This window comes from Heyndrickxia ginsengihumi (assembly GCF_011008565.1).
GTDB lineage: Bacteria > Bacillota > Bacilli > Bacillales > Bacillaceae_C > Weizmannia > Weizmannia ginsengihumi.
Genome location: NZ_JAAIWK010000005.1, coordinates 123,075 through 137,614, shown reverse-complemented (window position 1 = coordinate 137,614; position 14,540 = coordinate 123,075). Strand labels below are relative to the sequence as shown.

The 14,540-nt window shown below is 35.6% G+C and carries 11 protein-coding genes and 1 riboswitch; all 11 genes read right to left on the bottom strand.

What is annotated here, in order from left to right; translation table 11 throughout:
* Nucleotides 1-7: 7 nt before the first annotated feature.
* On the bottom strand, nucleotides 8-709 hold the full coding sequence (locus G4D61_RS05395) for an SDR family oxidoreductase (RefSeq protein ID WP_035354335.1): 702 nt from the start codon (nucleotides 707-709) through the stop codon (nucleotides 8-10).
* Between the two features lie 4 nt (nucleotides 710-713).
* Nucleotides 714-1,532: a 6-carboxytetrahydropterin synthase gene (locus G4D61_RS05390; protein ID WP_035354332.1), complete on the bottom strand. Its 819-nt coding sequence runs from the start codon at nucleotides 1,530-1,532 to the stop codon at nucleotides 714-716.
* A 12-nt stretch (nucleotides 1,533-1,544) separates the two neighbouring features.
* Nucleotides 1,545-2,111, bottom strand: coding sequence for a GTP cyclohydrolase I FolE (gene folE, locus G4D61_RS05385; RefSeq protein WP_035354348.1), 567 nt, complete (start codon nucleotides 2,109-2,111; stop codon nucleotides 1,545-1,547).
* 286 nt (nucleotides 2,112-2,397) lie between these two features.
* Nucleotides 2,398-2,482, bottom strand: a riboswitch (cyclic di-GMP riboswitch).
* A 357-nt stretch (nucleotides 2,483-2,839) separates the two neighbouring features.
* Nucleotides 2,840-4,564: a diguanylate cyclase domain-containing protein gene (locus tag G4D61_RS05380; RefSeq protein ID WP_163173423.1), complete on the bottom strand. Its 1,725-nt coding sequence runs from the start codon at nucleotides 4,562-4,564 to the stop codon at nucleotides 2,840-2,842.
* A gap of 346 nt (nucleotides 4,565-4,910) precedes the next feature.
* On the bottom strand, nucleotides 4,911-5,645 hold the full coding sequence (locus G4D61_RS05375) for a LytR/AlgR family response regulator transcription factor (RefSeq protein WP_367613762.1): 735 nt from the start codon (nucleotides 5,643-5,645) through the stop codon (nucleotides 4,911-4,913).
* 75 nt (nucleotides 5,646-5,720) lie between these two features.
* The gene (locus tag G4D61_RS05370; RefSeq protein WP_025727324.1) at nucleotides 5,721-6,464 is read right to left on the bottom strand and encodes an EAL domain-containing protein; all 744 of its coding nucleotides are present in this window, start codon (nucleotides 6,462-6,464) and stop codon (nucleotides 5,721-5,723) included.
* A 285-nt stretch (nucleotides 6,465-6,749) separates the two neighbouring features.
* Nucleotides 6,750-9,815: an ATP-binding protein gene (locus G4D61_RS05365; protein ID WP_163173415.1), complete on the bottom strand. Its 3,066-nt coding sequence runs from the start codon at nucleotides 9,813-9,815 to the stop codon at nucleotides 6,750-6,752.
* A gap of 23 nt (nucleotides 9,816-9,838) precedes the next feature.
* Entirely contained in the window at nucleotides 9,839-10,567 is a 729-nt protein-coding gene (locus G4D61_RS05360) for a LytR/AlgR family response regulator transcription factor (protein ID WP_163173413.1), read from the bottom strand.
* A gap of 406 nt (nucleotides 10,568-10,973) precedes the next feature.
* Nucleotides 10,974-12,170: a trans-sulfuration enzyme family protein gene (locus G4D61_RS05355; RefSeq protein WP_205603213.1), complete on the bottom strand. Its 1,197-nt coding sequence runs from the start codon at nucleotides 12,168-12,170 to the stop codon at nucleotides 10,974-10,976.
* 2 nt (nucleotides 12,171-12,172) lie between these two features.
* The gene (metC, locus tag G4D61_RS05350) at nucleotides 12,173-13,357 is read right to left on the bottom strand and encodes a cystathionine beta-lyase (RefSeq protein ID WP_163173411.1); all 1,185 of its coding nucleotides are present in this window, start codon (nucleotides 13,355-13,357) and stop codon (nucleotides 12,173-12,175) included.
* Nucleotides 13,354-14,469, bottom strand: a complete 1,116-nt coding sequence (locus G4D61_RS05345) for a methionine biosynthesis PLP-dependent protein (protein ID WP_163173409.1) — start codon at nucleotides 14,467-14,469, stop codon at nucleotides 13,354-13,356. Before G4D61_RS05345 ends, metC begins: the two co-directional genes overlap by 4 nt.
* Nucleotides 14,470-14,540: the final 71 nt, after the last annotated feature.

The window sequence follows — 14,540 nt, the reverse complement described above, 5'->3', positions numbered from 1 at the left end:
CCCTCCCTTATAAAATTCCTAAAGGTGGCATAATGGTAATCTCATCTACAAAAGCACCAGTAGGCTGTGTGATTAAATGCATAATATGTTGAGCAACAGTCTCTACAGGAATCATATTGTCCATGTCTGGCTTTGGATTGATTTGATCCCAAAAACCGCTTGATACAGCTCCTGGAATTACCGAAGTTACTTGCACGCCTTTTGCCCGAAGTTCTGCCTGTAACACTCTTGTAAATCCGAGCAAGCCAAATTTGGATGCTGAATACCCTCCATTGCCTGGCAAAGCAGTCGTTCCTGCTATTGAAACAAGATTAATGATTTGACCATTTCCTTGTTCAACCATTTGTTTGCCAAAATATTTACAAGTTAAATAGGCCCCTCTTAAATTAACTGCCAGCATTTGATCAAAATCTTCCGTTGATGACTCTAAAATACTCGTAAATGTTCCTACACCTGCACTATTTATAAGCACATCAACATTGCCAAATGTTTGCATTGCTTTTTCATAAAACGTTTGTACTGATTGCTCATCACGTACATCTAATGGTAATTCGAGTATATGATTACCAGAAAGATTAGATTGACTACGGCTGCCGAGCACTAAATTCGCTCCTAAATGTTTTGCCTGCAAAGCTACTTCTCTCCCAATTCCTTTGCTTGCCCCTATTACGACGATCGTTTTTCCTTTAAGTTGTTGGATCTCTTGCATCGCTTTACTCCTCTGGTCCGAAGTATTCAAAATAATTTTTTTCCGTCTCAAATAAACCAATTTTAAATAGATTTGGAACTTTCAAACTCAATAAGTCCCAAATAACAACAGCAACATTTTCAGACGTTGGATTTAATGTTTTGAATTCTTCTGTATCTAAATTTAAATGTTTATGGTCAAATCTACTCATAATTTCTTGATCAACAATTTCATCTAACTCAGTCAAGTCAATAATCATTCCTGTTATTGGATCTGGAATCCCCTTCACGGTTACTTCTAAATAGTAGTTGTGACCATGTCCATAACGATTATTACATTTTCCAAAAAGCGCTTTATTTTCTTCCACACTTAAATCATTGCTATGTAAGCGATGTGCTGTACTAAAATGATATCTTCGCGTTAAACGAACCATTGAAGCAGCCCCTTCCTTTTCAGCATATAGAAAATCATTTTCTTTCAAACGAATTTTATGAAGTTCACAATTCGGTAGCTCCCCATGTAAAGATTCCCATAAAAACTTGACGATATTTTCTGTTGTTGGCAAGTTTGTTTGGAAATATGGGACTTCTTTATTTAGAAATTTGCCATCTAGCTCATTGCACACAAAAGTTTTTACTACTTTATCTACATCCGTAATATTCACGACAATCCCTGATTTCGGATTAACCTTTCCTTTCACCATCACTTCTAATACATAATCATGACCGTGACCATGAGCATTGCTGCATAATCCGAATGTATCGGCATTCTTTTCTTCACTCCATTGATCTACACGATAAAAATGGGCAGCTGAGAAGAAAAGTTTTCTTGAAAGATATAGCATCACTTTATCCTCCTAATCTCGTAAAAGTGCCCTTTCAAACTCTTCTGCTAAAGCAGTGTTTTCTTGAAATATTCCTTTTTTCACTGTTGTGACTGTCGAGCTTCCTGGTTTCTTCACGCCTCTTGCACACATACAAAGATGCTGGCCCTCGATACTAACAATCACGCCTGCTGGCTGCAAAACATTCATAATCGCATCAGCAATTTGTTGGGTCATACGTTCTTGTACTTGAGGTCTTTTGGAAGCAAGTTCAACTAATCTAGCAAATTTACTAAGCCCTACTACCCTGCCATTCGGGATATAACCGATATGTGCTTTCCCAAAGAAGGGAATGAGGTGATGTTCACAGAAGGTGTAATAACTAATATCCTTTACTACGACAAGACCATCATATTGTTCTTCAAATGTTGTCGTTAATGCTGTTTCTGGATTTACTCCAACTCCTGCAAACACTTCTTTATACATTTTCGCTACACGTTTCGGTGTATCTAGTAATCCTTCACGCTCAGGGTTCTCTCCAATTAGTTCCAATATACAGCGAATATGATCTTCTAAAAGTCCGTGTTTTAACTCTTGCATCACTGATTTTTCCTCCTTATAAGTAAAACAAAATATCCCATTGTCTCTCCAAAACTTCATTGGCCTAATATACTCTAGGCTCTTAAAGACTATTGTTTTTATATTGTTGATTTTCGTTCCAGCCAATTCTCCGAAAACAGCCTTAATCTAACATCACTTATTAAGTTTAAATCGCGTTAAATAAGGATCTTATATTAATAAAAAAACTCACCAAAGTGATTGGTGAGTTTTAAAAGGAAAAGTAAATGTAAATAGAATTCCCCCATAAACTTCAATCCAATTCCTTTTCGGCGGCCCGGCGATCATCGCTTCTCAGCATTAGACCCGTAGCTTTGCGTCCTTACTTTTCAGTAAGTTTGCCATTATCGGTTATGGTTAATGGATTTCAACAAAATAAACATTTTGATTTATTTCGTATTAGTAAAAATGATACATCTCTTGTAAATTTCTGTATAATTACTAATTTAAAAATAGTATATAGTAAGCAGATTCATTTAAATAGACCATGTTAAACATAAAAAAGTACATTTAAGAACTTTGTCGAAAAAGGGTAGTTATTTCCGCTTCAGGGGTCGTTCTTGGCAGGGGATCCAGGAGCTATTTTTTTGAACCAATCGTTCAAGTGGAACAGAATTTATGTAAAAACATCCTTCTAGAAAAGAAACTAAAAAAGCAAACTACTGAACATTCTGAATGATAGTAGTTTGCTTTTTGAACTTAACTATACGTTATGGATCAATTCCTCTTTGAAAAATATGATAATTATTCTTCCCTTCTTTTTTTGCACGATATAGAGCAAGATCGGCCTGTTTTAATAATATTTTATGATGGTGTTCATATGGAGGAGAAAAAGCAATGCCAATGCTGCAAGTTGTGTTAAAACAATAATGCCCACATTCCCAATGCTTGTGAAAAGAACCTATAATCCGCTTTGCCATAGCAGTTGCTTGTATACGATTTTCTAAATTGGGCATAAGGATAGCAAACTCATCCCCACCTATCCTTGCCAGCATATCGTTTGTCCTAATGCAAGATTCTACTCTTTTTGCAAAGCTTTTTAAAAGCTCATCTCCAACATCATGCCCCATTGTATCATTCACTTGTTTAAAACCGTCTAGATCAAGCATCATAACAGCAAAAGTCGAATGAGATATACTTGCTTGTTCCATTTCATTCTGCAATCTTTTATAAAATTGAACCCGGTTTGGCAGCCCTGTTAAAGAATCAAATAATGCAAGGTGTTCCAATTTTTCTTCGTACTGCTTTCTTTCCGTTATATCACGCGCGACAAAAATAATACGATCTATTTCATCATGGTCATTGATAATTGGTGTAATCGTAGCATGAAACCATATAATTTCTCCATTTTCATGAACTTTTCTAAATTCAACTGAACCAACTTGGTGGGTCGTGTTTACCTCAATAATTGCATCACGGAATTTAGAGACATCATCAGAATAAACAAAATTTAAGATAGATTTATTTAACGTCTCTTCGGGATCATTTCCAACAATAGCTTTATGGGAGGGTGATATATATTGAATGATTCCATTTGAATCTGTTATTTTAATTAAATCTGATGAAAACTCCGCAATCACCCGGTATTTTTCCTCACTGATCTCAAGTTCTTTAAGATACTTTAATTCCTCAGATATATCTTTATATACCGCTACCCCCCCTCCCCAATTTCCTTCACGATCGAGCAATGGTGAATATGATGCTAACACATCGATTAATTCGCCGTCCTTTGTAACGCACTGAACTTGATGAGAAGGAATGGAGTGCCCCCTTTTCAGAACTTCCACAATTTGTTTAAACCCCTTTTTTTCAGACAAAGGAATAATGCTAATGGATGGATCGTACAATATTTCTTCACGCTTCCATATTAAAATTCTTTCAAAAGCATCATTAATATCAATGAAACGTTGATCGGTATCAAACGTATACATAATATCTGCCGTACTATTCCAAACAAGCTCAAAATGCTCCTTTACTTGTCTTAGCTCTTTCTCCCTAAGTTTCTGATGTGTCACATCCCTAACAAGCACAAAAATATGCGTACATGTATGTTGTTCATCAAAAATCGGTGTCACAGTTGTTTCGTAAACTTTCCAATTCTGATCCAAAAACAACTGATTTTTAACGGAAGTAATTTGAGGTCCTTTTATCGTCTCTTCATAAACAAGGGTCGTTTTTTTATCTATCGCTTCTTGATATTTTTCTTTGATCAATTGAACAGATTGATCCGGTAGAAACTTGCTAATTGATTCCCCATAATATTCAAATGCTGGAATCCCCGACAGCTTCGTTGCTGCTTGATTCACAAATTGATATTGATAATCCCCTTTTTCATCTCTTCGTACTAAATAAACCATATCTGGGATGTTTTCAAATATTTGGAAAAATAAACCAAAACTATTTAATATTGATCCATTATCATGAAGATTGAACATATCTTTCCCTCAATTCATCGCTGTAATTAACCTTTATCCTGCTAATATCACTAATATACTAAAAAGAGTACGAGGCAAAAAGAACATTATAAGACACATTAAGGACATTTGGAAGAAGCTGTTCTAACTAATTTTTAGCATTCTTCAAATTCATGGAATTTATTGAATTATAAAGCTGGTCAATCCTCGAATTTTCTGATCCTTATTTTTTAGCCAGACCAATAGAAAAAGGAAATACAGGATGAGTCATAATTTTAAGGCTGGTAAGTTTCAACATTACGGGGAGCCCCAACAACCTTCATAAGGTATGATCATTGCTGGGACTATCTAAATGAACTGCTAGCAGCTAATTTACTAACAATGATTGTACATTGTATATTTTTAATTTTGAAATATATGCTACTTTGCTGCATTTAGCAAAATATGCTAAATAAGTCTCTCCTGAGGCTTCAATACGAGTAATTTTTTTTAAGTTGACAATAAATGAGCGGTGTGTTTTATAAAAATAGCTTGGTAATGTTTCTTCAATTTCCTGCAGAGTTTCAGTTGTTTCATAACAATGATCAGTTGTGTGAATTACTGTTTTTCTTGCCTTTTTCTCAATAAACAGAATCTCATCTACAACTAAATATAGAAGCGTATTATAAGACTTTACTGCTATTTTTTGATTGGCGTTATGAGACTTCATAACAGATTGTTTCGCTACTTCAAAGCCCTTCCTGGCCTTTTCAAGTGCCAGAAACAACCGGGTCCTTTCAATTGGCTTAATCACATAGTCTGCAGCAGAAACATCGAAAGCTTCTGCTGCAAATTCGTCAAACCCTGTCGTAAAAATAACTTGCAATTGGGGGGCTTTCTCTTTGCATATTTTTACGGCTTCAAGTCCATTTAAACCAGGCATGTTAATATCCACTAAAGCAATATCTGGTTTTTTATGTAAAATGAGTTCTATTAGCTCCTTGCCGTCTTCGGCTTCTCCGACTATACGATAATCAATAAATAAATCTAAAAAATGCTTTAAAATCATTCTAGAAGGATGATCATCATCTGCAATTACAACCTTTAACGTTTCCATTTTCATCTCTCACTTTCCCCTAAATAGCTATTTTAAAACTATAGCCACTTATTATTCGTACCAAAGAAGAGGAAGAGTAATTTAAATCGTTTGCAGCTGTCCAAACAGATTTGCAGTTATTTTGCCTGGTCTGCCAAGTAAATATCCCTGTGCAAATGGTACATTTAACAGCTTTGCAGTTGCTAAATCATTTTCTTTTTCAATCCCTTCTAATACCAATCCAATATGATCCTGACAATAACTTTGCATGGTTGAGATCATCCTTTGCTTTTCTATGGAGGAAGAGAGATCCTTCGCAAAATATCGATCTAATTTAATGAAATTAGGTTGAAAATCCATTACTTTCTGTAGATTAGCAACTCCTTTTCCCACGTCATCCAATGCAAATAAAAATCCATGCTTTTTAAGCATTTGAATCCTCTCTTTTAACAAAGAAGATTCCCAATTTTTTTCTTCTCTAATCGTTTCACTAAACTCAAAGACTACTTTCCCTCGTATTAACGGGAAATCATCTATCAATGTTTGTAAAAATATTTCAAAATGTTCATGAAGGAGAGTGGAAGGAAAAATATTTATAAACAGAAGCTCATGTTTTATATATTTAAGCGGGAAGCAACTTACAGCACCTCGAATTGCCATTGTATCTAATTCATATAAGACTCCCTGTTCCCTTGCTTCAATAAACACATGTTCAATATTTGTTATTTTAGGGTTTGGAACTCTTAATAGTGCTTCAAATCCGTAAATATGCCAATTATTTAATTTCCATAATGATTGATAGACATGTTCCATTTCACCGTTCTCAATCAATTTCCTAATATCCAAAAATTCCTCACCCTCTCCAAAAAATCCTAATTCCAGACATTTAGTGCATATGATAAATGTACTGTTCAACCTAATCAATGTCTAACAGGTGAGCAACATTTGAATCGCATAGTCGGGCTATTAAATGATAAATTTCTACTTTTTAAGACAGAATCTCTGCATTTTAAAACTTTTTTCGACAATTCAATTATTTGGAAACGTTCTAATCAAAAAGTTGGACATGATACATAATATAATATTCCCCATATTATTTATGTCGTCATATCCAGCTGATTTTTCATATTATTACTTCAAATATTTTTTTATCATTCCCAAAAAGTCCGAAATAATGATCGGCTTAACAATAAAATCAGAGAACCCTTCATGATAAGCTCTGTTTATATCTTCAGCCATCGCATAAGCACTTAGCGCAATAACTGGAGGTTGTCGTTTCTTTCCAGCCATTGTTTGGATCTTTTTCATTACGTCGTATCCGCTCATATCAGGGAGATTAATGTCTAATAGAATAAGATCAAACTCTTCCTTCCGAATTCGTTCAATTCCTTCTTCACCTGTCAATGCCGTTTGTAAAAAGAGATTACTATACACACGTTGAAGGATCTTTTGGATTAGCTGAATATTAGAATGATTATCTTCAATGTAAAGAATGTTAACTGCATGCTTCTGCGGAATAATTTCGGTTTGATTTATCATGATCGTTGCACTTGGTCTGTTCGGCATATGATCAATCGGAATGCTAAACCAAAATTCACTTCCATTGTCTTGTTCACTAGCAAACCCAATAGTTCCATTCATTAGTTCAACAAGCTGTTTAACAAGTGAAAGTCCGATTCCCGTTCCTTCTACTTTTATATTTTTAGCTCGATAGAATGGTTCAAAAATATTCGGCTGTTCTTTTTCTGAAATCCCAATACCTGTATCCTTTATACGAAATACAATTTCTCCATTACGTCGTTCACAATGTATAAAAACCTCTCCATTTTGATGGTTATACTTAATCGCATTATCAATTAAGTTAATAAAAATTTGTTTTATTCTAAGAGGATCTCCAAAAATAAAAATATCAAGTGCATTTGTTAAGTCTGAATAAATACGGATATTTCGCCTATTCGCAAGCGGCTGCAGCATGTTTATACATTCTGTTAGTATGTTCACAATGTTTACTTCTTCTATGTTAACTTTTAACTTTCCTGATTCAATTCTAGATAAATCTAGAACCTCGTTAATTAAATTTAATAAATGGCGTCCGCCTCTTAAAATTTCTTGTACAAATGACTGCTGTTGCTGATTAAGCGTTCGATCTAATTCCAGGAGTTGGGAAAAGCCTAATATACCGTTTAATGGCGTCCTCAATTCATGGCTCATTTTCGACAAAAATTCAGACTTTGCTTGGCTTGCCTTAACTGCATCTTCTTTAGAACGGATAATTTCATCTTCCAGCCGTTTTCGGCTTGTTATATCCTCAAATGTCCATAGATGATCTTGGAGTTCATTATTTATTTGGAAAGGGGAATATTTACGATAAATAACCCGCTTATCCGAAATTCTTATTTCATCCCCAGTGGCTTTATTCTTCTTTAGAATTTCCTCAATTCTACTTTGACCTTCAGGGACATGTTTAAACAGCTGTGCATGGAATGTCGAAATATGTTGACCGACCATTTCTTCAGCAGACTGATCGATTTGAAACATCTCACAAAAGCTTTCATTTACAAACACGATTTTACCATCCGGGGCTACGATTAACACACCGATATAAAGACTATTCAAGATCGTATTTACTAAGGCATAGTTTTCTTTAATTATATTTTCTTGATTTTTTTGCTCGGTTATATCTGACATTGTTACCATAACTCGCGAATTTTGTGCGTCATCTTCATCTTTTAGTAGCCTCGTATTTACTGATAACCAAATAGGATTACTATCTTTTCTCTTTAATCCTAACACTTTATTAACAAGTGGTTTTCCAGTCGTTAACGTATAAGAAATTGGAGTTGATTCTGGTGTTGAGCTACGCCCATCCTCTTCCAAAAACTGTGTAGATGCGTCAGCTAACGTTAGTTCAGTAAACGCCGTTTCATCGATCCCCATAAATTCATATACATTCTTATTTAATACAATTTTTTCTTCATCTTTCGCTGAATAGACAAAAATGGCCTCAGACATCATACTTAACACATGCTGGTAAAATTCTTTTTCGTAACGGAGCTTTTTTTCTGCCCGATTTTTATCAGTAATATCAATACACGAACCAATTACCTCTTGTACTTCTCCATTTACAATGACAGGGCGCAATTGGCATAAATAGTCAATGCCATTTAGATGCCCTTCATAACTTACTTGTTCGCCAGCCCATGCAAGGTGATAATATGAAACCTTTTCTTTTGCCATATACTCCGGCAGAAAATCAAACACAGACTTTCCTATTACTTTAGAAGGATTTCCACCGAAGCGATATAACAAATCACCATCGCAAATTGTATGAACAAACTGATCTCCTATTTTTATATATTTAAAAATCATGCCTTGTTGATTGCGAATTGTTTCATATAAATCTCTTTGTGCTTTTTTAATTCTTTCTTTATATTTTCGTAAATCTGAATGATGCGTCCGTTCTGATGTTTCTTTAAACTTACGAAGTGCATATTTATTTAAATCTGAAAATAATACAATTAAACCGATTAGTACCAACACGGCAATACCGAGAGCAAATGCTAGATTATGTCGGGAAAATTGTTTAAAGCCAATCATTTGATTATTGCTCTCATTTTCATGTATTGTAATAGCCCCCATCGTTATATAGTGCATCAGCGTAACGCCAATCCCCAATATGCCACCACTAATAAGATGTTTTAGAAACCATTGCTTTTTTAAATAAAAAGATAAGATAAATGCGAAATATGAACCTAGCCATGCCAGCAAAATAGCCAAAAACATCCATTTTACATCATACGTTATACGAATATACGTATACATTGATAATGTACCAATAAAATGCATTCCTGATATGGACAAGCTCATTACTAAACTAGCAATAAACAAATTTTTTAAAGAAGCCCCTAGCTGCTCTAATAAATAAAAGGATAAGAACGATAAGAGAATGGAAAACATAAAAGCACCTGCAACAAGAGGTGTATTAAACATCATTTTCTCATGAGTATTACGCGCAAGCATTCCAATAAAATGCATTGCGCAAATGCTCATGCCCATCATAATAGATCCAGTAAATAATCCGTTCATTCTTTTTTGATATACTTTACTGATAATATCTAAACTGGCATAAGCACCAATAATTGCTACTATAATAGATAGAATGACAATGTGAACATCTAGTTGATCTGTAAATGACATTCCGTTTCTCCTTTAAAGTACATTTATAACGATTTCATAAATTGTGAGATTTTATCTTTTACTTCATTTATTTTCAGTTTTGATATACTTGCCTGCTGATCAATATGATCAAAATAAGCAAGATAGGTTTCATTTTTAGGGACAATTCGTTTAATTTTTTTTAAATTAATGATATAGGAACGGTGGGCAGGAAAAAAGGAATCATCCAGTTTATTTAGTAAGGTACCAATATTTTCATTTGTCTCAATAACATTATCTTCTGTATAAATTAAACATTTTTTTCCTGATTTCTCAATAAATAGAATATCCTGCTGTGGTATGTAGGAAATACCATGCAAGTCTTTAATAGGGAGATGTTTAATAATGATTTTTGGAGATTCTTTCCGTTCATACATAATAATTGTTATTGCCTTTTCAATTGCTTGGTACAACCGATTTTTTCCAACTGGCTTGACGATATAGTCAATAGCATTCATTTGAAATGCTTCAAGTGCATGGTCATGTTGGGCACAAATAAAGATAAGTTTGACTTGCGGATGAAACATTAGACATTCTTTCACAGCATCCATGCCATTTTTCTTTGACATTTGAACGTCTACTAATAATATATCTGGTTTTTGACGTATCACTGTTTCAACTAGTTCTTCACTATTTTGACATTGTGCAACAATTTCTATATTTGTTATGTCTTTTAGAAAATCTCGCACCGTCTCTAAGGATTGCTGGTCATCATCTGCTAAGATTACTCTCATTAATACAACATTCTTCCTTTCTAATCAAAACTACTAATACATATGTTTATGAAATAAAGAAGCCCCATTACCGATTCTTATCTTTTTCACATTTATTAAGACCAACCATCCTACCTCTCATTCTTATCCTTACATATAGCTCAAGTGTATCATATTTTTTTATTTAAAAAATGTATTACGTATACATCTTTCGATAGCACGTTTTTCCATATCTAACAGAAATAATATTTTTAAAAAATAAGCTTGTCTCTAAAGATTATTGTTCACTTAACTAGAGGCGATGAGTGATTTTCGCTTCAAGGAATTTGTTTTCCGCGGGCAGTTCTTCTAGCCAACTTTATGAACTGTTTAATAAAACACAACAGACTAACAAAAACAAAAAATAAGGTATGAATTCCTGAAGAATTCATACCTTATCAATTTCATAAGTATGTTTTAGCGCTTGTAGTATATCCGCTTTTAAATCATTAATATGTTCAATTCCCACCGAATACCGAACAAAATTAGGAGGAATTCCTGCTGCCTTCATTTGCTCCTCATTCATTGTTCCTTTCCACATTGCAGCGGTATGTACGGCTAATGAATCAACGCCGCCTAAGCTTACGGCATTATGTGATAATGCCAATGCATCTATAAAACGCTCTGTCTCAGCAAATCCACCTTTTATAGCAAATGCGATGACCGCGCCAAAGCCATTCATTTGCTTCTTCGCTAATTCATATTGAGGATGGCTTGGTAGGCCTGGATAAAATACCCGTTCAATTTGCGGTTGCTCCTCTAAAAAATGCGCTAAAGCAAGGGCATTTTGATTAATTTTCTCTACCCTCATCGGCAATGTCCGCAGTCCTCTTAACAATAGCCAGGCATCCATTGGCGAAAGTACCGCACCGATTGAAATGTGCGTTTCCCAAATCTGTTCAGCTAATACTTCATTCGTACAAATAACTCCTGCCATCAAATCATGATGCCCACCTAAATATTTCGTCGCACTATGAACGACTACATCTACACCAAAATCATGTGGCCGTTGATTGATAGGTGACGCAAATGTATTATCTGCAACCACAATGATCCCATTAGCATGTGCTAGCTCTACGACTGCTTCCAAATCAGTAACGACAAGCGTTGGATTAGCAGGAGTCTCAACCATTATCAGCTTTGTATTTGGACGTATTGCATCTTTAAATGCCTGAATATCTGCCTGCTCTACAACCGTGACTTCTACCCCAAATCGCGGTAGCATTTCATCCATAATTTTAGATGTACTCATATAATGCCTTGTCTGTGCAATAACATGGTCACCAGCACGAACTAATGCTAATAGGGTCGTGGAAATAGCCCCCATGCCTGAACCTGTTACCAATGCCGTCTCTGTCCCCTCAAGTTCGGCGACTATTTTACTTACACGCGTATGGAGAGGATTCCCATAACGTGTATAGTACTTCGGGTGTCTCGATGTTCCAGCCATTTCTGCAAATTCATCAGCATCCTTTGCCTGAAATGTAGCTGAATAATAGATTGGTGGATTGATTGCCCCATCACTTTCAACATCATCAGCATGAATAACTACCGTTTCTTTATGTTGCATATCTGGTTCTGACATAATTAAGCTCCTTTGTAAGCGAATGAATGGCCTTTAATTTTTTCAAATGCTTGGGAGAAGTCTTTTTTAAGATCCTCAACATTCTCCAAACCAACAGAAAAACGCAATAAGCTATTACGAATTCCACGCTTTTCCCTTTCTTCCTCCGGCATTGCAGCATGTGACATTTTTGCTGGATAAGATAGAATTGATTCAACCGCGCCAAGACTAACAGCAAATACAGGGATTTTCACATTTGATACAAATGTACGCAGTAATTCTTCATCCTTTAGTTCAAATGATAACACTGCACCAGGTCCAGCTGCTTGCTTTTGCTGCAATTGATGTTGCGGATGACAGGCAAGATGCGGATAATGCACTTTTTGAACAAGCGGATGGTCTTGTAAGAACTCTGCTAATTCAATCGCTGATTTTTGCGATTGTTCCAGTCGCACATGGAGTGTTTTGAGCCCTCTTAAAACAAGCCACGCATCTTGAACACCGAGAACGGCCCCAAAGGAATTTTGTAAGAATCCAAGCTTTTTAGCTAACTTCTCATCTTTTACAACAGCAAGCCCCGCTACGACATCGCTATGACCAGACAAAAACTTCGTTGCACTATGCAAAACAATGTCTGCTCCAAATTGCAACGGTTTTTGTAGAGCTGGCGTTAAAAAAGTATTATCAACATAAGTCAGTGCACCAATCTCTTTTGCTAACTGACTAATTGCTTGAATATCCGTCACCTTCAATAACGGATTAGAAGGTGTTTCAATGTAGAAGGCTTTTGTATTATCCTGAATCGCTAGTTTAACTTCTTCTAGATTTGTCATATCGACAAATGTATGTTCAATACCAAAGCGAGTCAATACTTCTGTGACCATTCGGAACGTACCGCCATATACATCTTCAGTAATCACGACATGATCTCCTGCTGAAAGAAGGAGAAAAGCTGTAGATATCGCGGCCATACCAGATGAGAATGCGAAACCTTTTATTCCTCCTTCTAGTTCAGCAATAACATCTTCAAGTGCCTCCCTAGTCGGATTTAATGAACGGCTATAGTCATATTTTCCAAAGGAGTCAATATTGAACTGGTGATATGTAGAAGCATGCTGAATTGGGACACTAACTGCACCTGTCACAGGGTCAATTTTATGGCTATTGTGTAAAAGCTTTGTCTCAAATGTAAATGTGTCATTTGTCATGATAACGTCACCCTTTCTTTAATATTCGCAAATGATTGTTCCAAGTCTTCAATTAAATCTTGTGCATCTTCAATACCGACAGAAAAACGCAGTAAGCAATTATCAACGCCAGATTGAATACGAATCTGTTCTGGAATATCAGCATGTGTTTGTGTTGCCGGATATGTAATGAAGCTTTCTGTTCCGCCTAAACTTTCCGCAAAGCAAATAAGAGATAGGTTTCCAAGAAATGGGTTCACCCATGCTTCATCTTTAATCCGAAAAGAAATCATGCCGCCTCTGCCTGGATACAAAACATCTTTTACACAGTCATGTTCAGAAAGATATTGAACAATTGCTTTCGCGTTTTTCTCATGTCTTTCCATTCTTAAAGCTAAAGTTTTCATTCCTCTCATCAATAACCAAGAGTCAAATGGACTTAGTGTTGCACCAGCACCGTTATGGTACAGCATTAATTGCTCGCAAAGCTCTTTTCCTTTGGCAATAATGAGTCCTGCCAGAACATCATTGTGACCGCCTAAATATTTCGTTGCACTATGAATGACGATATCAGCGCCAAGTTTAATCGGCTGCTGTAAAAGAGGAGTGTAAAATGTATTATCAACAATCAGCAACACATCATGTTTTTTTGCAATTTCCGAGACAGCAGAAATGTCTGTTTGCTGCATGAGAGGATTTGTTGGAGTTTCAATAAAAATTGCTTTTGTTTTTGGGGTTATATTTCTTTCAATCTCTTTAGGACAACATGTATTAACATATCGACAGCTTAACCCCCATTTTTTATATCCTTGCTCTAATAAGCGATAAGTACCGCCATATAGGTCTTCGCTGACAATCCACTCATCTCCGGATTGAAATAAAGAAAGCACAGTAAATATTGCGGCCATACCGGAACTACAGGCAAAACCTTGATCACCGCATTCTAAATCAGCGATTGCTTCTTCCAGAAGCTGACGAGTAGGATTTCCTGTTCGTACATAATCATATCCAGTAGATTTTCCAATTCCTTCATGACGATAAGCCGTTGAAAAATAAACAGGTGGATTTACAGCTCCTGTCGCTCTCTCACTTCGATTCCCAATTTGAGCAAGTTTTGTTTCTGTTTTAAACATTCAGTAAACACTCCTTAGTAATGTATCTAAATTCAATAAATCATCCACTGTGATAAAATAAAAAAGCCTTC